The organism is Pseudomonas sp. P65(2024), from assembly GCF_057480955.1.
Window position 1 is genome coordinate 86,759 of the sequence record NZ_JBLIYX010000017.1, and the last position, 23,310, is coordinate 110,068.

The window sequence follows — 23,310 nt, forward strand, 5'->3', positions numbered from 1 at the left end:
CCTACAGGCGAGCGGCGGCCTCGCGCAGCAAGGCCTCGGTCGCCTCCCAGCCCAGGCAGCCGTCGGTGATCGACACGCCGTACTTCAGCGCGCCCTTGCCCAGGGCCTGGCAGCCATCGAACAGGTGCCCTTCGAGCATTACCCCGACCAGCGAACGGTCGCCGGCCAGGCGCTGGGCAAGCACATCCTCGAACACCGCCGGCTGGCGAGCCGGGTCCTTGCCGCTGTTGGCGTGGCTGCAGTCGACCATGATCCGTGGCGCCAGCCCGGCCTTGGCCAGGCCCTGGCGGGCCAGGGCGACGCTCTGGGCGTCGTAGTTCGGGCCCTGGTGCCCGCCGCGCAGCACCAGGTGGGTGTCAGGGTTGCCCAGGGTCTCGATGATCGCCGGGTGGCCTTGGACGTCCATGCCGAAGTGACGGTGCGGGTGGGCGGCGCTGCGCATGGCGTCGCAGGCGATGCCGATACCGCCGTCGGTGCCGTTCTTGAAGCCGACCGGCAGCTCGAGGCCGCTGACCATCTCGCGGTGGATCTGCGACTCGGTGGTGCGCGCGCCGATGGCGGCCCAGCCCAGCAGGTCGTCGAAGTAGCCGGCGGCCATCGGCTGCAGCAGCTCGGTGGCGATCGGCAGGCCGCGTTCGAGCATGCCCAGCATCAGGCCGCGGGACAGGGCGATGCCGGCGTGCATGTCGTCGCTGCCATCAAGGTGCGGATCGTAGGCCAGGCCTTTCCAGCCCACGGTGGTGCGCGGTTTCTCCACGTAGGCGCGCATCACCAGCAGCAGCTTGTCGTCGACGTCACGGCTGAGTGCGGCCAGGCGGTCGGCGTATTCGAGGGCCGAGCGCGGGTCATGGATCGAGCAGGGGCCGACCACCACCAGCAGACGTGCGTCGCGGCCTTCGAGGATGGCGCGGATTGCCTGGCGGTGAGCGTGGACTTGCTGGGTGAGTTCGCAGGACAGCGGCATCTGCTGCTTGAGCAGGTGCGGGCTGGGCAGGCGCTGGCTGACGGTGGTGTTGGCAGCGTGCGGTTGGGTCAGGGGCAGGGCGAGGTTCGAGGCTTGCATGGCGTTTTTTCCCTGGGCGGACGGCGGGTTCTGGCCCGCGTCGTCGGCCCTATCGAGGTGTTCGACTGATCGTCAAATGGGGTGTCTGTGGGGCATTGCCACCGGAAATCGACCGAACGGAGGCGGCAGGCTGGCCCGAACGGAACTGGCTAAATCGCCATGCATAGGTGCGGTAGTACGTGGTGTAGTTCATGTCGCTGTCCTCAAGGTAATCGGTATGTTTCTTGGGTCCGGAAAAGCAAAACCCCCGGTCGGGGAGCCGACCGGGGGTTTGAGTATTCTCATGTTCGGCGGCCCCTCGAAGGTGGGCGCCGGATGGGTCATCGGCGCCTAGTGGCTAAACCAATACCCAAAATAAAAGCTGGCAACGGCGTTACGACCGGCAACGGCCAGCACGCGGTGCGCGGAGCGACCGGTGTGGTTGGCGTGGTTGCGGGTTTGTTTCGACATGTTGCTCTCCAGTGGTTGGGACCGAGCTTACTGCACCTTTGCGCTGGCGTTCAATCACTAAATGCTATTGGGGTCATTGTGTTCCTGTACTGGCCTTATCGCCGGCAAGCTGGCTCCCACGGGGAATGTGCTGGCAAAGGCCTGCGTAGCAGCCCCTGATCCGGGGCATGCCACTGGGTGATTTTCCCCGAATCGCATGGTCATAATTCATAACTTATTGAAAAATAGCAGTTAATTGGCTGGCATGGCCCTTGCTCACCTTTGTGCATATTCCTGTGTTTCCGGAGGTGCCCCATGTCGACCCCTCGCAAAGGCCCGGTCCTGTCCACCTTCCTGCTGGCCCTGCTGGGCTGGCAGGTCTCCAGCGAGGCCGCGGTGCAGTGCCAGCGCACGCTGGTGGCCAACGTGGTGGCGCTGGATCAGCCGCTGATGTTCAACCGCCTCGGCGCGCAGAACGCCAACGGCATGATGTACGCCCTGCGCCAGGACGTGGTGGATGAGCACCAGGTGCCCTTGGGCAAGGGCGGCGCCGCGGTGCCGGGCAAGGTCACCCTGCGCCCGGACAAGCGCCCGCGGCCGATCGTGCTGCGGGTGGCCGCCGGTGACTGCCTGACGGTCAACCTGACCAACCTGCTGGCCTACCAGGCCAACCCCAACAAGCACGGCATCGACCATGACGAAACCGGGGTCGAAGGGGAGGAAGAAGAGGGCGCCGAGGTCGAGAACGAAGGCGGCGAACACTTCGTTGCCGACGAGCAGGTCACCGACCGCCATGTCGGCTTCCAGGTCAACGGCCTGCAGGCGGTCAACAGCATCGGCGACATCGCCGCCAACACCGGGCGCAACGGCAACTTCCTGGTCGCTCCGGGCGGCACCCGCAGCTACACCCTGTACGCCGAGCGCGAGGGGGCGTTCGCCGTCACCAGCCAGGGCGCCACCTTCGGCGGCCAAGGCGGTGCCGGCAACGTCGCCAACGGCCTGTTTGGCCAGGTGGTGGTGGTGCCCAAGGCCGGGCGTACCTATCGCAATACCCTGACTGAAGAAGAGATGCGCCTGGCCACCACGGGGCGCACGGCCACCGGGCAGCCGGTGATCGACTACCAGGCCCGCTACCCCAACCTCGAGCCGTGGATCGCCGAGGGCAAGGCCGGCAAGCCGATCATCGCCATGCTCGACGGCAACGAGATCCTCAGCAGCGAGACCGACGCCATCGTCATGGGCCCCAACCCCGACGGCAGCTTCCCGGCCAGCACCTATCCACTGGAAAGCGTCGGCAAGCGCAACCCGGCGTTGCCCAACCGGCTGGAGGCGTTCCGCGACTTCGCCTCGCAGTTCGCCGACGAGGTGGCCGCGACCCAGGCCTTCCCCGCCTACTGGGCGGACCCGGTCATGGGCCATGTGCTCGAGCCGACCCGCGACTCCTTCATGATCAACTACGGCTCAGGCGGGATGGGCGCCGAGGTGGTGGCCAACCGCCTCGGCGTGGGGCCGATGCACGACTGCCTGTCGTGCGCCTACGAGGAATTCTTCCTCAGCGCCCATACCGTCGGCGATGTCGGTACGTTGGTGGATATCCCGGCCAATGTTGGGCTGGAGCACATCCGTCCTGGCGAAACGCCGCCTGCCAGCGCCACCGGGGTCAAGGCGACCATGGCCCTGTACCCGGCCGAGCCCGCCAACGTGCATCACAGCTACATTGGTGACTTCACCAAGTTCCGCAACACCCATAACGGCCACGAGCAGCACATCTTCCACTTGCACGGACACCAGTGGCTGTTCAATCCCAACGACGACAATTCCGACTACATCGACGCCCAGGGCATTGGCCCTGGCGTGGGCTACACCTACGAGATCGCCAACGGCGGTTCGGGCAACCGCAACCGTGTGGCGGGCGATGCCATCTATCACTGCCATTTCTATCCGCACTTCGCCCAGGGCATGTGGGCCATGTGGCGGGTGCACGATGTGTTCGAGCCGGGTACCCGCCTGGAGGTCAGTGGCGAGGGCGCCAACGGCTTCCACAGCACGCCGTTCGCCTTGCGCAATGGCAAGCCGGCCCAGGGCGCCCGTGCGCTGCCGGACGGCGAGATCATCGCCGGCACGCCGATCCCGGCCATCGTGCCGTTGCCGGGCAAGGCCATGGCGCCGATGCCGGGCAAGGTCACCGTGGTGCCCAAGCTGTCCGAGACCCTGGTCGCCGGGCATGAAGATGACGATGAAGAGGAGGAGGGCGATGATCATCCGGATCAACCGCCCATCCCGCGCGCCGTCGGTTCCCTGGCCCTGGTCGACCGCAGCGAGACCAATCGCAACGCCGACGGCAGCCTGAAGAACCCAGGCTACCCGTTCTGGATTGGCGGCATGGAAAGCAGCGTCGGCCAGCGCCCGCCGACCCCGCCGCTGGACATGCTCGACCCGGCCCTGGCCCGCCAGCTCAAGGACAGCGGCAAGGCGCTGTGGGCCAACCTCGACCCCAACCAAGTCGACGGCTGGGACGGCGGCCTGGGCCGGCACACCCTTGACGGTGTGTCTGCCGGTGGCGATGCCGTGACCACCACCACCAAGCTGGATTTCTCCAAGGTGGTGCACAAGGCCAAGCCGATCTACCTGCCCGAGGAGGGCACCGAGGTCGAGCAGGCTGCCATGCAGTTCCACGCCAAGGCCGAACATCCAAGCTTTGCCCTGATCCCCGGCGGCGCGCCGGTGGCCAAGGCCTTTCGCACCAACGGCGCCTTGCCCACGGCGGGCGCGCCGTTCTACGAGCCGTGCATGGACGACCGCGGCAAGCGCCTGACCCAGTCCTCGGGCGTCGGCGAGTTCTTCAGCGGTGAAAACCTCACCGGCATGAGTTTCCGCGGTTCGTCCACGTTCACCGCCGACCGCCCGCGCATCTACAAGGCGGCCAACATCCAGTTCGACGCGGTGTACAACAAGGTTGGCTACCACTTCCCGCAGGCGCGCATCCTCGCCCTGTGGGAAGACGCCTGGCCGGTGATCACCAAGCAGCGCCCGCCGGAGCCGCTGGTGATGCGCATGAACACCTTCGACTGCACCCAGTACGTGCATACCAACCTGATCCCGTCGTTCTATGAGATGGACGACTACCAGGTGCGCACGCCAACCGACGTGATCGGCCAGCATATCCACCTGCCCAAATGGGACCTGACCGCCGCCGACGGCTCTGCCAACGGCTGGAACTACGAGGACGGTATCCTCTCGCCCGGCAGCGTGGTCGAGCGTGTGCATGCCATCCGCAGCTTCAACAACTGCACCGAGGGCGACACCCGCGACGGCACCGCCGCCTGCCCGAAAGCCAAGCAGCATCCGTATTTCGGGCGCTTCGGCCGGGCCGATTGGCTCGGCGCGCGCAGCGCCATGCAACGCTGGTTCGCCGACCCGCTGGTGAACGTGTACAACGTCGATCGTGGCCTGGGCACCATCTTCACCCATGACCACCTCGGCCCATCGACCCACCAACAACTGGGGCTGTATGCAACCGTGCTGGCCGAGCCCGCCGGTTCCACCTGGTACCACGCCGAGACCGGCGAGCAGCTGTACAACCCGGCCACCCGCCAGGACGGCGGCCCGACTTCGTGGCAGGCGGTCATCCAGACCGGTGACCACGACGGCGATGGTAAAAACGACAGCTATCGCGAGTTCTTCCTCGAGTACAGCGACTTCCAGCACGCCTACGAGGCTGGCGTGTATGTCGGCGCAGGCCCCAACGGCATACCTGACGGCCAGGCCTATCCGGCCACCGCCGACAGCTTCCGCTACGCCATCAACCCGCCCGTGCGGCAGAAAGCCTCGACGCTGCTCGAGTCGGTGGTCGAATCCCGTGGCGGGTTGAGCCCAGGTTGCCCGACCCGGCCATGCCCGCAGGCGATCTCGGTGGATGACCCGGGCATGTTCGTCGTCAACTACCGCAACGAGCCCCTGGCCCTGCGCGTGTTCGACCCCAACAAGGTCGGCCCCGACGGCAAGCGCGGCATGCAGGCCGACGGCCTGGGCGGTGACCTGGCCTACGCCATGCAGAGCCGCACCGACCGCGCCATCCCGGCAATGAACCTGGCGCCTTCGGCGATCACCCAGGCCACCGGCCCCACCGGCGGCACCACGTTGTTCCCGCCCCATATCAACAAGGGCACCGAACCGGGCGACCCGTTCACGCCGCTGCTGCGTACCTACTCCGGCGACAACGTACGCCTGCGCATGCATGCCGGCGGCCATGAGGAGGAGCACAACGTCACCCTGCACGGCGTGAAGTGGCTGCAGAACGGCTCGGGCTTCGGCAACAGCTCCAACTCAGGATGGAAGTCGTCGCAGATGATCGGCATCTCCGAGCAGATGGGCTTCATGGCGCCGGTGTCGATGATCTCCAGCTCCGCCGCCACCAATGGCGATTACCTGTACTCCATGGACGCGGCTCTGGAAGGCTACTGGAACGGCATCTGGGGCATCATGCGCAACTACACCGCCCAGCGCGCCGACCTGTTCACCCTGCCGAACAACCCTCAACCGGTGGCCATGCGCAACACTGTCAACTTCGACGGAATCTGCCCGAAAACCACGGCCAACGCCAATGGCATCGGCACCCGGCCGACGGTCAAGCGCAGCTACGAGATCGTCGCGGCCCTGGCCAACGACATCCTCGAGAACCGCCATGGGGTCAGCATCAGCGACCCGGCCGGTATTGGCCAGCACGTGGGCGGGGCGCTCAAGGCCAATGGCGGCACCCTGGTGTTCAACAGTCGCAAGGTCGATATCCCTCTGGCCACGGTCACCGACGAAGAGGACGGCGCGACTTTCACCGTCGGTGGCCACAGCTCGCCATTGCACGACCCGACTGCCGTGCTCTATGTGCGCAAGGCCGACCTCGATACCAGCACCGGCAAGCTCAAGGCCGGCGTGCCGGTCGAGCCCCTGGTGCTGCGGGCCAATGCCGGTGACTGCATCAGCATCACCCTGGAGAACCGTCTGCCGCTGATGATGCCGGACCTGCCCAGCACCGCGGTGATGCAGAACGTGGTCAAGCGCGATCGGGCCGGCGGCGAGGGCTCAACGGCGTTCAACAACAACCTGATGCGCCCGTCCAGCCACGTCGGCCTGCATGCGCAGCTGCTGGCCTACGACATTACCAAGTCGGATGGTGTCAACGTTGGTCTCAACCCGGTACAGACCGTGCCGCCGCGCGTCGGCAGTAGCGGCGCCTACCCGAGCCGGGTGTACCAGTACTACGCCGGGCACCTGGAGCGCGAAGGCAAGCCGGTACTGCAACTGGGCCGCACGGTGGACAACATCAACACCACGGCCATCGAGTTCGGTGGCCTCAACCTGACCCCGGCGGATGTCATCAAGCAGCCGCAGAAGGGCCTGGTGGGCGCAATGAGCGTGTTGCCGCAGAGCGCGACCTGGACCGAGGACAACGCCAGCCGCGCCCAGGCCACGGTGAAGGTCAGCGGCCAGCCCGACTACCGCGACTTCGTCACCGTGTGGCAGCGCTCGCTGAACATGCGCTGGTCCGATGGCCGGCCGGTGGAGGGCATCGCCACCGAGGGCAATGGCGTACCGGGTGATCCGAAGGACAACGGCAACATGGCGATGAACTACAAGAGCGAGCCGCTGTGGCTGCGCTTCGGCCTGGCGCCGGACGCACCGTTCGGCCATGCCGACGGCTTCGGCTTCGCCGACGTGCCCAACGCCCACATCGCCTACAGCAACGCCCTGGTCGGCGGTGATCCGCAGACCCCGGTGCTCTGGGCCAAGCCGGGCCAGCCTGCGCGCAGCCATGTGCTGATGCCCAGCGGCGGCAGCCGCGGCATTACCTACCAGCTCGACGGGCACCTGTGGCCGCTGCACAACTACCAGGCCGAGAAGAACGATGTGAACGGCTACCCCATGGGCCTGCCGGGCATCGGCTCGGTGCGCTACGGCTACAACCCGATGGCGATATACGTGGGCGCCCAGGAGAGCGTGCTGCCGGCGGCGCACTTCAGCTTCATGCTGCCCAGCGCAGGCGGCGCCAACGCGGTGCCGGGGGATTATCTGTTCCGCGACTATGCCGCGTACGGCAATGCCTCGGGTCTGTGGGGCATCCTGCGGGTGACCAACGAGGCGCCGCCGGCCACGGCGCCGGCGCAGTAAAGGGGGCTGGTAGCCTGGCTTGGGAGTGGGGGAGGCCACCAGCTGTCTGGCGACAAGGATGCAGCGCCTATGAGATCGAGCGCCGCCCGCACGGCGCGTTGCCAGCTTGCCGGCGACGCGCCATGCGGGCGGCGCTCGATTTCATAGGCGCTACAAGGCGTTCGTCTTACACGCATCGCGCATTGAGCCTGAAGGGGGCGCAAAGCGCCCCCGTGTTTGGGGCAGCCTCCCCAATACTCTCCGCTTGTTTCTCCAAAACCCTGATTTAAAACAATTTTACTGATGGCATAGCGCTTGCTTCCACCCTCCACAGAACCCTTGAGCCCCGTGGAGGTGCAGCATGGTCATCCCGCTCGAAGGCGCTGCCCCGTGCGCGCCCATACCCGCCAACGGAGTACGGACATGAACCGCAAGCTACGCCCAGCCTACCTGGGCCTGCTGCTGGGCACCGCGCTGATCGGCCTCGGCGTGGCCTACGAAAAGCTCTGGTGCGATCCCCGCGAACTGCTGCAGGAGGCCGCCGATCCCCAGGCCCTGCACACCCTCAGCCGCGACGGCGTGACCGTGGAGTTCGAGGCGCGCCCCTTAAGCGGCGGCGAACTGCGCGAAGGCGACTTTGCCAATATCCGTTTCAAGGTCAGCGATCAGAGCAGTGGCCAGCCGCTGTCGGGCATGGCTCCCGGCGCCTGGCTCGACCCCGCGCAGTCGGCACCGGTGGGCGACCGCGACAGCAGCTGCAAGGCGCGGGTGGCGCTGTTCCTCAAGAGCAGCATCGGCGCGCGTCCGTTGCTCGATCTGAACAGCTACTTCCTGCTGGTGCTGAACAAGGACGCCAGCCTTACCGTGATCGACCCGACCGTGTCGGTAGGCGGGGTCACCAGCACCCTGGCGCGCATCGACCTGCCGGGACGGCCCATGGACTGGGTGGCCACGGGCGATGACAAGCAGGTGTTCGTGTCCATGCCCGAACGCAACCAGGTGGCGCTGATCGACTCCGAGACCTTCACCCGCGTGGCCACCCTGGAGGCCGGCGAGCAGCCGCTGCGGGTGGCGCTGCAACCCGACCAGCGCCTGCTGTGGGTGGGCAACAACAGTCAGGACCCGGCCAAGGGCGGGGTGACGGTGATCGACGTCCCCAGCCGGACCATGCTCAAGTCGTTTGTCACCGGCTCTGGCCACCACGAGATCGCCTTCAGCGCCGATTCGCGCTTCGCCTTCGTCAGCAATCGCGACGGCGGCACCCTGAGTGTCATCGACACCGCGCAGATGCGCCTGGTGAAGACGCTTGAGGTCGGTCCGCATCCGCTATCGGTGGCTTACTCGCCCTTGTCACAGGCGGTGTACGTGGTCGATGGCCAGGAGGGCACGGTGCGGGTGATCGACGCGCGCAGCCTCAGCCTGCGCCACACGGTCCAGGCCGAGCGGGGCCTGGGGCCGATGCGTTTCAGCCACGATGGCCGCTACGGCGTGGTGCTAAACACCCTGGAGAACCAGGCGCTGGTGATCGACGCCAGCACCGACCAACTGATCCACCGCATCCCGGTGGCCGCCGAGCCCTACCAGCTGACCTTTACCAAGGCCTACGCCTACGTGCGCGGCCTGGCCTCGCCGAAGGTGAGCATGATCAACCTGGCAAGCCTGGGGCAGGGGCGCACGCCGATCGTCCAGGGCTTCGAGGCCGGCCCGGCGGCGCCGCGCCAGGCCGGTGATCTGCCGCTGGCCCAGGGCGTGAGCATCTCCCGCGACGACAACTCGGTGTTCGTGGTCAACCCGGTGGACAACACCACCTACTTCTACGCCGAGGGCATGAACGCGCCGATGTCGGGCTACAACAACCGCGGCCACCAGGCCCGCGCCGCGTTGGTCATCGACCGTAGCCTGCGCGAGGTGGCCCCGGGGGTATATGGCTCGACGGTCAAGCTGCCGGCGGCCGGCACCTTCGACGTGGCGTTCCTGCTCAACCAGCCGCAGATCATCCACTGCTTCAGCACCGAGGTCGCGGCGCTGCCGCAGTCGAGCCTGCGCAAGCGGGCCCATGCCGAATTCATCGGCACCGCCCGGCCGTTGCGCCAGCACGCGCCCTACATGGCCCAAGTGCGCATCCTCGGTGAGGACGGCAAGCCGCGCCAGGGGCTTGAAGACCTGAGCCTGCGCTACTTCCTGGCGCCTTCGTCGCTGCCGCGCAATGTAGCGCTGGTCGAGGTGGGCGAGGGGCTCTATCAGGCGCCGCTGGAACTGGCCACGGCTGGCGCCTGGTACCTGCATGTGCAGTCGCCCACCCTCGGGCGCAGCTTCGCAGAAGACAACTACACCAGCCTGCGCGTCCTGCCGGCCGCAACGGCACCAACCGCTTCCCAAGGGGAACCCAGGAGTGTGCGATGAACCGTCCGCAGGGTGGAAAACTGTTTGGCCTGAGCCTGCTGCTGGCCAGCAACCTGGCCTTGGCGCATGCCGGCCACGACCATGGCGGCCAGCCCGAAGCCCCACCGGCCGCCCACCAGGAAAAGGCCAGCGTGCGCTTCGCCGACGTGGCGCTGCTGGATCAGGACGGCATGCCGATACGCCTGGAGAAGGACCTGGTGGGGGATCACCTGGTGGTCATGGGCTTCATCTACACCAGTTGCACCACGGTGTGCCCGGTGGTCTCGTCGATCATGAGCAAGGTCCAGCAGCAGCTGGGCGGGCGGGTGGGCGAGGAGATCCGCCTGGTGTCGATCAGCGTCGATCCGCAGCGCGATGATTCGAAACGCCTGGCCGGGTATGCCCGGGCGTTCCAGCACGGGCCGGGGTGGAGCTGGCTGACCGGCTCGCCCTATGCCATCAGCGAGACGCTCAAGGGGCTGGGCAGCTTCAGCGCCAACCTCAGCGAGCACCCGCCGCTGATCCTGGTCGGTGACGGGCGCAGCGGGCACTGGACGCGTTATTACGGCTTCACCGACCCCAACGTGCTGATCGGCGAGATCAACCGCCTGAGCGCACGCCGGGTGCACGCCAAGAGCACAGCCATTGCCGGGCAGGAGGCACAGCCATGAGCGCGCAGACTTCTCGCCACGCCGGCATGCGCAGCCTCGACTGGCTGGTGCTTGGTGGCTGCCTGTGGATCCTCGCCTCGGTCGCGTTCGCCCACGAAGGTCACGCGCCGGCACCGCAACCCGCGCCGCAGCCGATGGTCAGCGGCGGCGGCACCCGCGATGCGCAGGCCTGGTTCACCGACACCGTGCTCAAGGACCAGGACGGCCGCGAGCTGCGCTTTTACAGCGATGTGCTCAAGGACAAGGTGGTGATGCTCAACGTGATCTTCACCCACTGCAACGACGCCTGCCCGCTGATCACCCGCAAGTTGCGCGAGGTGCGCGAGGCCATGGGGCCGGAGCTTGCGGCGCAGGTGACCTTCGTCTCGGTGAGCAGCGATCCTTTGAACGACACGCCCGAGGTGCTCAAGGCGTTTGCCCGCAAGCAAGGGGTGGAGGGGCCGAACTGGCTGTTCCTGACCGGCGACAAGGCCAGCGTCGACCTGGTGCTCGGGCGCCTGGGGCAGTTCCTGCCCAGCCCCGAGCAGCATTCGACGCAGTTGATCGCCGGCGACGTGGCAGGCAAGCGCTGGAGCAAGATCCGCCCGGACGCGCCACCGGCGGCGATTGCCCAGCGCATGCAGCTGCTGGCTCAGCCGCTGGCGGGGCGGTGAGCGCATGAACAGGCGCACCGTCGCTCCCACGTTGGTCATGCTCATGATGGGGTGGTGCCTGTGCGGGGCGGTGCAACTGAGCGAACAGGAACTCGCCGGCAAGCGCCTCTATCGCGAAGGCGTCTCCAGCAGCGACGCCCAGTTGCTGGCCCGGGTGGGGCCGGGGGACATGAGCGTGCCGGCCAGCGTGCTGCCGTGTGCCAGTTGCCACGGCAACGACGGGCGCGGCCGCAGTGAGGGCGGGGTGCGCCCGCCGAGCCTGGACTGGCAGCGCCTGGCCCTCGGCACGGGCGATCGCGAGGCCAACAACCGACGCTATCCGGCCTATACCGAAGCCAGCCTGGCGCGGGTCGTGCGCAGTGGGGTCGATCCTGCCGGCAATCGGCTGGACCCGGCCATGCCGCGCTTCGAGCTGAGCCTGGCCGACCAGCGCAACCTGGCGGCCTACCTCAAGCGCTTGGGCGAAGACCGCGATCCGGGCGTGGAGGAGAGCACCTTGCGCTTGGGTACCTTGCTCCCCGAACAGGGCCCGCTGGCCGAGACCGGACGGACGGTGAGGGCGGTGCTGGAGGATGGCGTCGCACAGCTGAACCAGGCGGGGGGCATCCATGGCCGCCGCTTGCAGCTGATTGCGCTGGACCCGGGACCGGATTCGGCCAGTACCGCGCAGGCGCTGGGCCAGTTGATCCAGCGTGAGCGGGTTTTCGCCCTGATTGCGCCCGTGGCACCGCAGCTCGACAGTCGCCAGCTGGAACAGGCGGGCCTGCCGCTGATCGGCGCCACGCCGCGCAGTGGCGGCAGCGCTCAGGTATTCGACCCTTTACCGGGCGTACCCGAGCAATTGCTCAGCGTGGCCCTGCATGCTCGCGATAGCCTTGGCCTGGCCCGCGATGCCGTGCAGTTGGTCTATGCCGGCGAAGACCAGGTCGAGGCGGCGCAGGTCGTACAGCAGCGTTTGCGCCAGTTGGGCTTTACCGGCGTATCCGCGCAAGCGTTCACGGGCCAGGCGCTGGCGGGCGAGGGCATCGTCTTCCTGGGGCGTGCCCAGGGGTTTGCCGAGCTGGCCGCCAGTCTGCAGGCCGGCGGGCGCAAACCCTACCTGCTTGCCGCGTCGAGCCAGGTGGCCGGTGCCGTGCCGGGGCTGGCACCGGCTTGGTCGCGGCGGGTGCTGCTGGCCTATCCGTTCGTGCCCGGCGACTGGACCGCTCGTGGCCGGGAGACCCTGGCCGGCGTGCAGCAGCGCCAGGGGCTGGAGCCACGTCAGGCGTCATTGCAGGTCAGCACGCTGTGCGCCTGGCAGTTGCTGGTCGAAGCGCTGAAACAGGTGGGACGCGACGCCAGCCGCGAAGAACTGCTCGGCGCCCTGGAACAGTTGCATGACGTCGACACCGGCCTGACACCGCTGCTGGGCTTCGGCCCCGGACGTCGCCAGGGCATGGCCGGCGCCCATGTGGTGGCGGTGAGCCTGCCGGGGCCGAGCTTTGCCGAGGTGGCGCCGTACCGTCCGGTACCTGACACACCATGACCCTTTCAGGAGTGGATCACCATGCGCGTACTGATTGCCTGCCTGCTGTCATTGCTTGCCCTGGCAAGCCACGCCGACACGCCAGTGGCGCGGGTCAATGGCGTGGATATCGGCGTGCTGCGCCTGGAGCACTACTTCAGCGAATACCTCCAGGCCCAGGGGCGGGCGGTGGCGAGCATCCGCAACCCCAACCTGTACCAGCGTCTGCGCGAGCAGGCCCTGGATGAGCTGATCGACAAGGAGCTGCTGTGGCAGGAGGCCCAGCGCCAGGGTATCGAGGTCAGTGACGCGCAGGTGACGGCGCGGGTCGGCGAGGTGGAGGCGGCCTTCGGCAGCCCGGCGGTGTTCGAGCGGCGGCTGGAGGAGGCGGGCTTCGATCGGCGCAGCTTCGCTGACTACACTCGACAGGAGATGGCCGCCCAGCAGGTCTACGCCCGTTTGACGGCGGTGGCGTCGCCCAGCGAAGCCGAGGTGGCGGCCTTCCATCAGGCCAATGGGCAAAGACTGCAAGGGATGCAGAACCAAAGTGATAATACTTCTGTCTCATCTGAACACGGCCTGCGCCTGGCCAGGGATGCGCTTGTCGCGCAATTGCAGGCCCAGGCGCGGCAAGCAGTGCGCCAACGTTTGCGTGATTCCGCTACAGTGGAGCGCGCCGACTGAAGGGACGCCAAGGCGTTTCCCCATTGTTGGGGAATGCCCCAAAGGCAAAGTGCCATCAGCTTCCCCGGTTGTGGGGGAAGGTCTGCCGGCACGACCTGAAATGGATTGAAAGCTACAACGATATCAATGACTTGAAAGCGGTGCGCAATGACTTTTCATGCCTGGCACGAAGCCTGCTCAAGCCTCTACAAGGCCGCACTTCGCAGACCGGGGAACCGGGCAGTTCATGGGAGTGGACCTTGGTGAACAGAGTATTGGTAGTCGATGACGAACAGACCCTTGCGCAGAACCTGCAAGCGTATCTGCAGGCGCAAGGCCTGGAGGTCCATCTCGCCCACGACGGTACTGCGGGTATCGAACTGGCCGAGCAACTGGCACCGGACGTGATCGTGCTGGATTACCGCTTGCCCGACATGGAGGGGTTTCAGGTCCTGGAGACCGTGCGCAGGAACAGGTCGTGTCATTTCGTGCTGATTACCGCCCACCCGACCGCCGAGGTCCGTGAGCGCGCCGCCGAGCTGGGTGTGACCCATGTCCTGTTCAAGCCGTTCCCGCTGATGGAACTGGCCCGCGCCGTCTTCGACCTGATGGGCATCGAGCGCCAGCGCAGGAGCACCGACCAGCCGGCCGCGGGGTTCGTCGAACGACGCCAGAACAGGAACGAATCGTTCCCCTTGCAGTTGTACGATGGCAGCTGGGTGCTGGCCGACCGCCGACGCAACGGCGCCAAGCCAGGCGAACCTGACGACGAACAACTGCTCACCGGGGAATAGCGGCGCCCAAGGTCCCCCAGCCTGCGGCGCCGCCCCTGAGCGGAGTCGCTGGCCATGTCCCAGGCATTCGATGCAGATTCATCGCTACCCACGATCGCTGGCTACCCCCGTGACCTCCTGGCCCAGGCCCGCCAGCAAGCCGGCGAAGAGCGCTTGCTGGCCTGCCTGGAGCGGCTCTCCCGCGACACGCCCAGCACCTTCACCCAGCGCCTGGCCATCACCCTGCATTACCCGGTGCTCGCCACCCAGACCTTGTTCGCCTGCGCCCCGGCCTTCGACCTGGTCAGCCTGGCGCAATGCCTGAAGCGTGAATTCGCCCTGGTCGAGCACGATGGCGAGCGCCTCGGCGTGTTCGCCGACCCCTTCGACAGCGCCCGCCTGGCCTGGATCGACGACTGCCTGCAGGGCGCGCCGCTGTACCTGGTCCATGCCGCCGACCTGGCCGCATTCCTGGCCCGCCACGAAGAGAGCTTCCACGCCGTCGACGCCCTCGGCCACGACGCGGAGGCCGGCGGCGAGGCCGACCCGCTGCAGCGCCTGTCGCTGACCAGCATCAGCGAAGACCAGAGCCGGGTGGTCAAGCTGGTCAACTCGACCCTGTATGACGCCCTCAAGCTGCACGCCAGCGACATCCACTTAGGCATGACCGGCCAGGGCCTGACCATCAAGTACCGCATCGACGGCGTGCTCAACGGTGCCGGCAAGGCCAGCGGCAGTGCCTTCGCCGAGCAGGTGATCTCGCGGATCAAGGTCATGGCCGAACTGGACATCGGCGAAAAGCGCGTCCCCCAGGACGGGCGCTTCAAGGTGGCCATCGGCGAGCGGCAGATCGACTTTCGCGTCTCGATCATGCCAAGCATCTTCGGCGAGGACGCGGTGCTGCGGGTGCTGGACAAGCAGGACCTGTCCGACCAGGTCAGCGGCGTGCAGTTGCAGGCCCTGGGTTTCGAGGAACACACCCTGCGCGCCCTGCGCCGGCTGGCCAGCGAGCCCTACGGCATGATCCTGGTCACCGGGCCCACCGGCAGCGGCAAGACCACCACGCTGTACGCCATGCTCAGCGAGATCAACCACGGCGTCGACAAGATCATCACCATCGAGGACCCGGTCGAGTACCAGCTGCCCGGCGTGCTGCAGATCCCGGTCAACGAGAAGAAGGGCCTGACCTTCGCCCGCGGCCTGCGCTCGATCCTGCGCCACGACCCGGACAAGATCCTGGTCGGCGAGATCCGCGACCCGGACACCGCGCAGATCGCCGTGCAGTCGGCGCTCACCGGGCACCTGGTGTTCACCACCATCCACGCCAACAACGTGTTCGACGTGATCGGCCGTTTCAGCCAGATGCAGGTCGACCCCTACAGCTTTGTCTCGGCGCTCAACGCCGTGCTGGCCCAGCGCCTGGTGCGCCTGGCCTGCGTGCATTGCGCGGCGCCCTGCGAGCCCGACGACGAACTGCTCGCCGCCTCGGGCCTGGCCCGTGACGCGGTGGCCGGCTGGCGCTTCGTGCGCGCCCAGGGTTGCGGCCAGTGCCGTGGCAGTGGCTACCGCGGGCGCAACGCCATCGCCGAGCTGCTGCACCTGGACGACGACCTGCGGCAGATGATCGTCGAACGCCGCCCGCTCGCGCAGATCAAGCAGCTGGCCTGCCAACGTGGCCTGCGCCTGCTGCGTGCCTCGGCCCTGGACCTGGTCCGTGACGGCCGCACCACACTCGAGGAGATCAACCGTGTCACATTTATCGCCTGATCGGTACTGCGCCGTGCTCGGCGCCGAGAGTGTCGGCCTGGGCCGCTGGCACGGTCATCAACACCAGTGGCTGGGCAGCCGCGCCTTCAGTTGCGACGCCACCCAACCCGCCTGGGCCCCGGCCCTGGAGGCCCTGGCCGGCCTGCTCGGCGAGCACCCGGCACGCGGTGCGCAACTGCGGGTGCTGCTCTCGGCCCGCTACAGCCGCTTCTGCCTGGTGCCCTGGAGCGACGCCATCGGCACCCCGGGCGAGCTGGACACCTACGCCCGGGCCTGCTTCGAACACCTCTACGGCCAGGCCCTGGACGACTGGCGCATCGTGCTGTCGCCGGAGCCGGCGGGTGCCGCGCGCATCGCCACCGCGCTGCCCGAGGCGCTCCTTCAGGGCCTGCAGGCCCTGGGCCGGGAAAGCCATCTGAGCCTGCGCTCGGTGCAGCCTTACCTGATGGCCGCCTACAACCGCTGCTCGGCGCAGTTGGCCCAGGGCGACTTCCTCTTCGTGCTTGCCGAGCCGCGCCGCAGCGTGCTGCTGCTGGCCGCCGGCGGCGCTTGGCAACAGGTGCTGGCCCAGGGCTGTGCCGACAGCGACCAGGCCCTGCAGGCGCTGATCGAGCGCACGTGCGAGCTGTACGGCGAGCAGCCGCCGCGGGTGTACCTGCATGCGCCGGGGCGCACGACGGCCTCGCACCTGGTGGCGGTGCAGCTGTGCGCGCCGAGCGCCGAGGCCGACCCGCTGTGCGCCATGTGGCGGGCGGTGGCCTGAGATGCGCCGCCTCGACCTGGAATTCCAGCCCCGTCACAGCAGCCCCCTGGCCTGGTCGCTGCTGGCCCTGGGCGGTGCCGTGCTGGCGGTGCTGCTGCTGGCCCAGCAGCAACTGGTGAGCGAGCAGGTGGACCTGGAAGGCCGCGTGCATCAGCTCGAACTCAAGCTCGGCCGGCGCCCGGCCACCGCTGCCGTGCAAAGCAGCGCGGTGATCCGCGAGCAGGCCGAGCGCCTGGCACAGATGCGCAGCGTCTCGCAGCAGCTTCAGCGGCCCTGGCAGCAGCTGTTTGCCATGCTCGAGGCGATGCCGCAGGAAGACGTGGCGCTGCTCAGCCTCACCCCTGACGCGCGCAAGGGCCAGGTTCGCATCAGTGCCGAGGCGCGCAACCTCGAAGCGATGCTGCAGTACCACCAGCGCCTGGAACGCAGCAGCGAGCTGTCCGATGTGTCGCTGCTCAACCATGAGGTGCTGGCCGGGCAAGCCGAGCATCCGGTGCGTTTCAACCTCACTGCCACCTGGGAGACCGGCCATGCGCGTCCCTAGCCTGATCGTCCATGAAACGCTGCGGCGCCTGGGCCGGGCAGGGCTGGCCGCACTGCTGGTCGGCGTCCTGGCGCTGGCCGTCTGCCTGGCCGGGGTGCTGCCACAGTGGCAGACAGTGCGCGAGCTGCGCGCCAGCGAGGCCGACGCCAGCGCCCAGGTGCAGCGTCTGGCGCGTGGCGAGCTGAAGGTCCAGGCCCGGCCCGAGCAACAGGCGCTGGACGAACTGCGCCAGCAGCTGCCCGGCCAGCCTCAGGCCAGCGAACTGATCGAGCGCCTGTACCACCTGGCCAGCGCCGAGCGCATCAGCCTGTCCCGCGGTGAATACGCCCTGGGGGTGGACCCCAAGACCCAGTTGGCGCGCTATCAGATCGTCCTGCCGGTACGCGGCAGCTACCCCCAGATCCGCGGCTTCCTCAAGGCGCTGATCGGCCAATTGCCGACCCTGGTGCTGGAAGACCTGGAGCTGCAACGCAAGCGGATCGGTGACCGGGAACTGACCGGTCGTGTGCGCATGACCCTTTACCTGTCGAGGTCGTGATGAACACTCAGCGTGCGGTGATGTGGGCAGGGTTCCTGGGGCTGAGCGCCGCGCTGGCGTGGGCGCCTGGTCACTGGTTCGGCCTGGAGGAAGAGGAGGCTGGTCCGATCGCGGGGCAAGCCCGCTTCCTCGCAACTTCCACCCACGTGGAAGCGGGCTCGCCCCGCGATGAGGCGGTAAGCCCCTCACGCGACCTGTTCCCCAGCCAGCAATGGACCCCACCCCAGGCCCTGGCCACCGTCACCGAACAACCCGTGGTCACCGCCCCGGTGACCGTCGCGCCCACCGCCCCGACGCTGCCGTTTCGCTTCATCGGCCGCATGGGCGAGCGCGACGACCTGCAGATCTTCCTGCAGAGCGGCGACAAGCTCTACGTCGTGCGCCAGGGCGATGTGATCGATGACACCTACCGTCTGGACCACGTCTCGGCCACCGAGCTGGGCCTGGTCTACCTGCCACTGCACCAGCCACAGACCCTGTCTGTCGGGAGCGCACCATGAAATCGTCGAAGTTGTGCAAGCCTGCGCCGTTCATGCTCCTGGCCCTGTGTGTGGCCATCGGTGGATGCGGCTCGAGCGCCGTGCGCAAGGACAGCCAGGAACTGATCAAGGAAGGCCAGTACGAGGCGGGGATCGCCCGCCTGGAGGAGGCCCTGCGCGAGGACCCGCGCGACACCGAACTGAACATCGCCCTGGCCCATGGCCGTCAGGCGGCGGTAGAGGCGCTGCTGACCCAGGCCGACAGCGACCGCGCGCGCCACGACTTCGCCGGCGCGCGCATGGGCTACGGCCGGGTGCTGACCATAGAGGCCAACAACCGCCGCGCCCAGGAAGGCATCCGCCAGCTGGAGTTGATCCGCACCCTAGACGATCGCGTCGCCCTCGGCCAGGCGGCGTTGCGCCAGGGCGACCTGTTCGGCGCCGAACGCTACATGCGCGAAGTGCTGCGCCTGGATCCGCAGAACCAGAAGGGCCAGACCCTGCGCAGCGACATCGAGAACGTCCAGGCGCGTACCGCCACGCCGTACCCGCAGCTGCGCAGCAAGCTGGAGCGCCCGGTGACCCTGGAGTTTCGCGATGCCGATCTCAAGACCATCTTCGAGGTGCTGGCCCAGGTCGCCGGGATCAACTTCATCTTCGACAAGGACCTGCGCCCGGACATGAAGGCCACCATCTTCGTGCGCGAGGTGCGCATCGAGGACGCCGTGGCCCTGTTGCTGGAGCAGAACCAGTTGCGCCAGAAGATCGTCAACGACAACACCCTGCTGGTCTACCCGGACTCACCGCAGAAGACCAAGGACTACCAGGAACTGGTCATGCGCACCTTCTACCTGACCAGCATCGACGCCAATACCGCGCTGAACATGGTCAAGACCATGCTCAAGACCCGTGACGTGTTCGTCGACGAGCGCCTCAACACCCTGACCATGCGCGACACCCCCGACGCCGTGCGCATGGCCGAGAAGCTGCTGCAGTCCCAGGACCAGTCCAACCCCGAGGTGGTGCTGGAGGTGGAGGTGATGGAGGTGGCCACCTCGCGCATCCTCGACCTCGGCCTGCAATGGCCCAACACCTTCGGCGTGCTGACCAGCGATGGCAAGTCGGTGAGCGTGCTCGACCAACTGCGCGGCATCGACTCCAGCCGCATCAGCATCTCGCCGGCGCCACAGGCCAAGATCAATGCCCAGGACAAGGACATCAACACCCTGGCCAGCCCGGTGATCCGGGTCAGCAACCGCGAGCAGGCGCGCATCCACATCGGCCAGCGGGTGCCGATCATCAGCGCCACCTCGGTGCCCTCGACCCAAGGCCCGGTGATCACCGAAAGCGTCACCTATCTGGACGTCGGCCTCAAGCTCGAAGTACAGCCCACCGTGCACCTGAACAACGAGGTGGCGATCAAGGTGGCCCTGGAAGTGAGCAACGCCACGCCCCTGGAAGCGACCCGCCAGGGCACCATTCCGGTCCAGGTCGACACCCGCAACGCCCAGACCAGCCTGCGCCTGCACGACGGCGAGACCCAGGTGCTGGCCGGGCTGGTGCGCAACGACCACAACGCCAGCGGCAACAAGATCCCGGGGCTGGGTGACATTCCCGGCCTGGGTCGGCTGTTCGGCAGCAACAAGGACGACATGAGCAAGTCCGAACTGGTGCTGGCGATCACCCCGCGTATCGTGCGCAACCTGCCGTACCAGAGCCCGTCGGACATGGAGTTCGCCACCGGCACCGAGTCGGCCCTGCAGGTGCGCCAGCTGGCCCAGCCGGTGCCGGCCAGCGCCGTGCCCACCGAGGCCCCGGACGACGAGTCGCAGGGGGCGCCACGGGTGGAAGGGCAGATGGCGGTGGTGCCGGCCAGCCCGAGGCCACGGCCATGACACCCCGCCAGCAGGGCTTTAGCCTGATCGAGGTGGTGCTGACCCTGGCGCTGCTCGGGCTGCTCGCCAGCATGGCCGCGCCACTGACCGAAACCGTGGTGCGACGGGGCAAGGAGCAGCAGCTGCGCGAGGCCCTGTACCAGATCCGCGACGCCATCGATGCCTACAAGCGCGCCTTCGACGCCGGCTACATCGAGAAGCGCCTGAACGCCAGTGGCTATCCGCCGAACTTGCAGGTGCTGGTAGATGGCGTGCGCGATGTGCGCAGCGCCAAGGGCGCGAAGTTCTACTTCCTGCGGCGCATCCCCCACGATCCGCTGCGTGCGGTCAAGGCCGACGACCAGGGCGACTGGGGCCTGCGCGCCTATGACAGCGCTGCCGACAATCCGCGCGAGGGCGAGGACGTGTTCGACGTCTATTCCAAGGCCGCCGGCAAAGGCCTCAACAACGTTCCCTACGGGCAATGGTGACGGCGATGAAACCGAGCAAGGGCTTCACCCTCATCGAGCTGCTGGTAGTGATGGCAATTATCGCCACCTTGATGACCATCGCCATGCCGCGCTACTTCAACAGCCTGGAGGCCTCCCGCGAGGCCACCCTGCGCCAGAGCCTGGCGGTGCTGCGCGAGGCCCTGGACCACTACTACGGCGACACCGGGCACTACCCCGATTCCCTCGACCAATTGGTGGAGCAGCGCTACCTGCGTAACACCCCGGTCGACCCGATCACCGAGCGCCGCGATGCCTGGCAAGTGGTGCCACCGCCTGAGGGCGTGGCCGGCGGGGTGGCCGACATCAAGAGTGGAGCCAGCGGGAGGGCGCGTGATGGCAGCCTCTATGCCGAATGGTGAAACCGGCTTCACCTACCTGGGCGTGCTGCTGCTGATCGCCGTCAGCAGCGTGGCCCTGGCGGCCACCGGCACCCTGTGGGCCACCAGCGTGCAGCGCGAGCGTGAGCGCCAGCTGCTGTGGGTGGGCGGTCAGTATGCCCAGGCCTTGCGCAGCTACTACCGCGCATCGCCGGGCTTGGCCCAGTACCCACATGACCTGGGTGAACTGGTGGAGGACAACCGTTTCCCGGCACCGCAGCGTCACTTGCGCAGGCTCTATCCAGACCCGATCGGCGGTGAAGAATGGGGCCTGCTGCGCGCGGTCGATGGCCGCATCACCGGGGTGTACAGCCGCTCCGAGGCCACGCCGCTCAAACGCAGCGGCTTTGATGCCCAGTGGAGCGGTTTCGAGGGGCTGGAGCACTACAGCGACTGGCAGTTCGTCGCCGAGCAGGCGTTTGCCGAAAGCGCCGGCGGCGCCCGCCAGCACGCAGGCCCGGGAGAAGCGCCATGAAACGCCTGGCCGCGTTGCTGTGCCTGTGCCTGGCGCTGCTGCAGGGCCAGGCCCGGGCGGGCGCCGAGGACGAGATGATGGGATTTATCGTCGACAACACCATCTCGCACATCGGCCACGACTTCTATCACGCCTTCAGCGACCGGCTGCGCGCCACCAGCCGGCTCGACTTCAACCTGGTGGTGCGCGAACGCCCGGATGCCCGCTGGGGCAGCCTGGTGACGGTGGAGTACGAGCGCGAGGTGCTGTACCGGCGTTTCCTGCCGCCCAACACCACGCAACTCAACGACGAGGCCATCGCGGCCGCCGACCTGGTCAGGCAACAGATCGTTCAGCGCAAGCTGCAACGACTGCTGCAGGACACAACTGATCTTGAGAGGGACGAGCTATGAGCACCCACCTTGCACGACGCATCGCCGCCTGCCTGCTGGCTGCCGGCCTCGGTGGCCAGGCCTTGGCCACGGAGCTGGTGTACACCCCGGTCAATCCGTCCTTCGGCGGCAATCCGATCAATGGCACCTGGCTGTTGAACAACGCCCAGGCGCAGAACGACTACGACGATCCAGACCTCAAGGACCGCACTTCGGCGTTCGCCGGTACCTCGGCCCTGGAGCGCTTCAGCAACCAGCTCGAATCGCGCTTGCTTGGACAACTGCTGGACAACATCAGCAACGGCAACACCGGCAGCATGTCCACCGACGCCTTCCTGATCGACGTCATCGACGATTCGGGGGCGCTGAGCATCAAGGTCACCGACCGGGCCACCGGGGAAGTCTCGATCATCGAGGTCAGCGGCCTGAACCCCTGAGAGGGACGGGTCTTTACTGGGGAGAGAACGCCATGAAACGCCTGCTGAGCACACTGCTGGTCCTCGCCGCCCTGGGTAGCCTGCACGGCTGCGGCCTGCGCGAGCCGATGCCCGCCGAACAGGACCCCGAGACCCCGACGCTGACGCCGCGGGCCTCGACCTACTATGACCTGGTCAACATGCCGCGGCCCCGCGGTCGGCTGATGGCGGTGGTGTACGGTTTCCGCGACCAGACCGGGCAGTACAAGCCGACCCCGGCCAGCTCATTCTCCACCAGCGTCACCCAGGGGGCGGCGAGCATGCTGATGGACGCGCTCAACGCCAGCGGCTGGTTCGTGGTGCTGGAGCGCGAGGGCCTGCAGAACCTGCTGACCGAGCGCAAGATCATCCGCGCCTCGCAGAAGAAACCCGATGTGGCGGAAAACATCCAGGGCGAGCTGCCGCCGCTGCAGGCGGCCAACCTGATGCTCGAGGGCGGCATCATCGCCTACGACACCAACGTGCGCAGCGGCGGCGAGGGCGCCCGCTACCTGGGCATCGGCCTGTCCCGTGAATACCGGGTCGACCAGGTTACGGTCAACCTGCGGGCGGTGGACGTGCGCACCGGCCAGGTGCTGGCCAATGTGATGACCAGCAAGACCATCTACTCGGTCGGGCAGAACGCCGGGGTGTTCAAGTTCATCGAGTTCAAGAAGCTGCTCGAAGCCGAGGTGGGCTATACCACCAACGAGCCGGCGCAGCTGTGCGTGCTGTCGGCCATCGAAGCCGCGGTGGGGCACCTGCTGGCCCAGGGGATCGAGCGGCGGTTGTGGCAGGTAGCGGGGGATGGGGCGGGGGACAAGGCGGTGCTGGACAAATATCTGAGTCAGTATCAGCAGCCGTAAGCCGAGG

Annotated in this window: 20 protein-coding genes; 19 read left to right on the top strand and 1 reads right to left on the bottom strand. The window is 67.4% G+C overall.

Going from position 1 to position 23,310, the window contains the following annotated elements:
• Position 1 precedes the first annotated feature (1 nt).
• Positions 2-1,063 (bottom strand): 3-deoxy-7-phosphoheptulonate synthase, encoded by a 1,062-nt coding sequence (locus tag AC25MA_RS20640; RefSeq protein WP_028688953.1) that lies wholly within the window; start codon positions 1,061-1,063, stop codon positions 2-4.
• Between the two features lie 744 nt (positions 1,064-1,807).
• Between AC25MA_RS20640 and mnxG the strand changes: the two genes are divergently transcribed.
• The 19 genes from mnxG (at position 1,808) to AC25MA_RS20735 (ending at position 23,303) form a co-directional block, all read left to right on the top strand.
• Complete coding sequence (mnxG, locus tag AC25MA_RS20645; protein WP_486972350.1) at positions 1,808-7,657, top strand: manganese-oxidizing multicopper oxidase MnxG; 5,850 nt, start codon at positions 1,808-1,810, stop codon at positions 7,655-7,657.
• Between the two features lie 402 nt (positions 7,658-8,059).
• Entirely contained in the window at positions 8,060-10,039 is a 1,980-nt protein-coding gene (locus AC25MA_RS20650) for a cytochrome D1 domain-containing protein (RefSeq protein WP_247282920.1), read from the top strand.
• Positions 10,036-10,689 (top strand): SCO family protein, encoded by a 654-nt coding sequence (locus AC25MA_RS20655; protein WP_062363173.1) that lies wholly within the window; start codon positions 10,036-10,038, stop codon positions 10,687-10,689. Before AC25MA_RS20650 ends, AC25MA_RS20655 begins: the two co-directional genes overlap by 4 nt.
• Positions 10,686-11,342, top strand: coding sequence for an SCO family protein (locus AC25MA_RS20660; protein ID WP_280092512.1), 657 nt, complete (start codon positions 10,686-10,688; stop codon positions 11,340-11,342). The genes AC25MA_RS20655 and AC25MA_RS20660 overlap by 4 nt, the downstream gene beginning before the upstream one ends.
• Positions 11,343-11,379: 37 nt before the next feature.
• Positions 11,380-12,867, top strand: coding sequence for a cytochrome c/ABC transporter substrate-binding protein (locus AC25MA_RS20665; RefSeq protein ID WP_486972354.1), 1,488 nt, complete (start codon positions 11,380-11,382; stop codon positions 12,865-12,867).
• 21 nt (positions 12,868-12,888) lie between these two features.
• Positions 12,889-13,530 carry a SurA N-terminal domain-containing protein gene (locus AC25MA_RS20670; RefSeq protein WP_028688947.1) on the top strand — a complete coding sequence of 214 codons (642 nt, stop codon included), beginning with the start codon at positions 12,889-12,891 and terminating at the stop codon, positions 13,528-13,530.
• Between the two features lie 239 nt (positions 13,531-13,769).
• Positions 13,770-14,303, top strand: a complete 534-nt coding sequence (locus tag AC25MA_RS20675) for a response regulator (protein WP_028688946.1) — start codon at positions 13,770-13,772, stop codon at positions 14,301-14,303.
• Positions 14,304-14,357: 54 nt separating this feature from the next.
• Positions 14,358-16,049, top strand: coding sequence for a GspE/PulE family protein (locus AC25MA_RS20680; RefSeq protein ID WP_062363179.1), 1,692 nt, complete (start codon positions 14,358-14,360; stop codon positions 16,047-16,049).
• Positions 16,030-16,812: a hypothetical protein gene (locus tag AC25MA_RS20685; protein WP_486972351.1), complete on the top strand. Its 783-nt coding sequence runs from the start codon at positions 16,030-16,032 to the stop codon at positions 16,810-16,812. Before AC25MA_RS20680 ends, AC25MA_RS20685 begins: the two co-directional genes overlap by 20 nt.
• 1 nt (position 16,813) lies before the next feature.
• Positions 16,814-17,356, top strand: coding sequence for a PilN domain-containing protein (locus AC25MA_RS20690; RefSeq protein ID WP_028688943.1), 543 nt, complete (start codon positions 16,814-16,816; stop codon positions 17,354-17,356).
• Positions 17,343-17,894 carry a type 4a pilus biogenesis protein PilO gene (gene pilO, locus AC25MA_RS20695; RefSeq protein WP_028688942.1) on the top strand — a complete coding sequence of 184 codons (552 nt, stop codon included), beginning with the start codon at positions 17,343-17,345 and terminating at the stop codon, positions 17,892-17,894. The genes AC25MA_RS20690 and pilO overlap by 14 nt, the downstream gene beginning before the upstream one ends.
• The gene (locus tag AC25MA_RS20700) at positions 17,894-18,394 is read left to right on the top strand and encodes a hypothetical protein (RefSeq protein ID WP_062363192.1); all 501 of its coding nucleotides are present in this window, start codon (positions 17,894-17,896) and stop codon (positions 18,392-18,394) included. Before pilO ends, AC25MA_RS20700 begins: the two co-directional genes overlap by 1 nt.
• Entirely contained in the window at positions 18,391-20,268 is a 1,878-nt protein-coding gene (locus AC25MA_RS20705; RefSeq protein WP_028688940.1) for a secretin N-terminal domain-containing protein, read from the top strand. The genes AC25MA_RS20700 and AC25MA_RS20705 overlap by 4 nt, the downstream gene beginning before the upstream one ends.
• The gene (locus AC25MA_RS20710; protein ID WP_028688939.1) at positions 20,265-20,738 is read left to right on the top strand and encodes a type II secretion system protein; all 474 of its coding nucleotides are present in this window, start codon (positions 20,265-20,267) and stop codon (positions 20,736-20,738) included. Before AC25MA_RS20705 ends, AC25MA_RS20710 begins: the two co-directional genes overlap by 4 nt.
• A 5-nt stretch (positions 20,739-20,743) precedes the next feature.
• Entirely contained in the window at positions 20,744-21,118 is a 375-nt protein-coding gene (locus AC25MA_RS20715) for a type II secretion system protein (RefSeq protein WP_028688938.1), read from the top strand.
• Positions 21,093-21,611: a type II secretion system protein gene (locus tag AC25MA_RS20720; RefSeq protein WP_069016728.1), complete on the top strand. Its 519-nt coding sequence runs from the start codon at positions 21,093-21,095 to the stop codon at positions 21,609-21,611. Before AC25MA_RS20715 ends, AC25MA_RS20720 begins: the two co-directional genes overlap by 26 nt.
• Positions 21,608-22,003, top strand: coding sequence for a curli production assembly/transport protein CsgE (csgE, locus tag AC25MA_RS20725; RefSeq protein WP_028688936.1), 396 nt, complete (start codon positions 21,608-21,610; stop codon positions 22,001-22,003). The genes AC25MA_RS20720 and csgE overlap by 4 nt, the downstream gene beginning before the upstream one ends.
• A complete protein-coding gene (locus AC25MA_RS20730; protein ID WP_062363197.1) occupies positions 22,000-22,419 on the top strand; it encodes a curli assembly protein CsgF in 420 nt (139 codons plus the stop codon). The genes csgE and AC25MA_RS20730 overlap by 4 nt, the downstream gene beginning before the upstream one ends.
• Before the next feature lie 32 nt (positions 22,420-22,451).
• Positions 22,452-23,303 carry a CsgG/HfaB family protein gene (locus AC25MA_RS20735; protein WP_028688934.1) on the top strand — a complete coding sequence of 284 codons (852 nt, stop codon included), beginning with the start codon at positions 22,452-22,454 and terminating at the stop codon, positions 23,301-23,303.
• Positions 23,304-23,310: the final 7 nt, after the last annotated feature.

Coding starts and splice junctions, on each gene's coding strand:
- AC25MA_RS20640 (WP_028688953.1), bottom strand. CDS start 1,063: ATGCAAGCCTCGAACCTCGCCCTGCCCCTGACCCAACCGCACGCTGCC.
- mnxG (WP_486972350.1), top strand. CDS start 1,808: ATGTCGACCCCTCGCAAAGGCCCGGTCCTGTCCACCTTCCTGCTGGCC.
- AC25MA_RS20650 (WP_247282920.1), top strand. CDS start 8,060: ATGAACCGCAAGCTACGCCCAGCCTACCTGGGCCTGCTGCTGGGCACC.
- AC25MA_RS20655 (WP_062363173.1), top strand. CDS start 10,036: ATGAACCGTCCGCAGGGTGGAAAACTGTTTGGCCTGAGCCTGCTGCTG.
- AC25MA_RS20660 (WP_280092512.1), top strand. CDS start 10,686: ATGAGCGCGCAGACTTCTCGCCACGCCGGCATGCGCAGCCTCGACTGG.
- AC25MA_RS20665 (WP_486972354.1), top strand. CDS start 11,380: ATGCTCATGATGGGGTGGTGCCTGTGCGGGGCGGTGCAACTGAGCGAA.
- AC25MA_RS20670 (WP_028688947.1), top strand. CDS start 12,889: ATGCGCGTACTGATTGCCTGCCTGCTGTCATTGCTTGCCCTGGCAAGC.
- AC25MA_RS20680 (WP_062363179.1), top strand. CDS start 14,358: ATGTCCCAGGCATTCGATGCAGATTCATCGCTACCCACGATCGCTGGC.
- AC25MA_RS20690 (WP_028688943.1), top strand. CDS start 16,814: ATGCGCCGCCTCGACCTGGAATTCCAGCCCCGTCACAGCAGCCCCCTG.
- pilO (WP_028688942.1), top strand. CDS start 17,343: ATGCGCGTCCCTAGCCTGATCGTCCATGAAACGCTGCGGCGCCTGGGC.
- AC25MA_RS20700 (WP_062363192.1), top strand. CDS start 17,894: ATGAACACTCAGCGTGCGGTGATGTGGGCAGGGTTCCTGGGGCTGAGC.
- AC25MA_RS20705 (WP_028688940.1), top strand. CDS start 18,391: ATGAAATCGTCGAAGTTGTGCAAGCCTGCGCCGTTCATGCTCCTGGCC.
- AC25MA_RS20710 (WP_028688939.1), top strand. CDS start 20,265: ATGACACCCCGCCAGCAGGGCTTTAGCCTGATCGAGGTGGTGCTGACC.
- AC25MA_RS20715 (WP_028688938.1), top strand. CDS start 20,744: ATGAAACCGAGCAAGGGCTTCACCCTCATCGAGCTGCTGGTAGTGATG.
- AC25MA_RS20720 (WP_069016728.1), top strand. CDS start 21,093: ATGGCAGCCTCTATGCCGAATGGTGAAACCGGCTTCACCTACCTGGGC.
- csgE (WP_028688936.1), top strand. CDS start 21,608: ATGAAACGCCTGGCCGCGTTGCTGTGCCTGTGCCTGGCGCTGCTGCAG.
- AC25MA_RS20730 (WP_062363197.1), top strand. CDS start 22,000: ATGAGCACCCACCTTGCACGACGCATCGCCGCCTGCCTGCTGGCTGCC.
- AC25MA_RS20735 (WP_028688934.1), top strand. CDS start 22,452: ATGAAACGCCTGCTGAGCACACTGCTGGTCCTCGCCGCCCTGGGTAGC.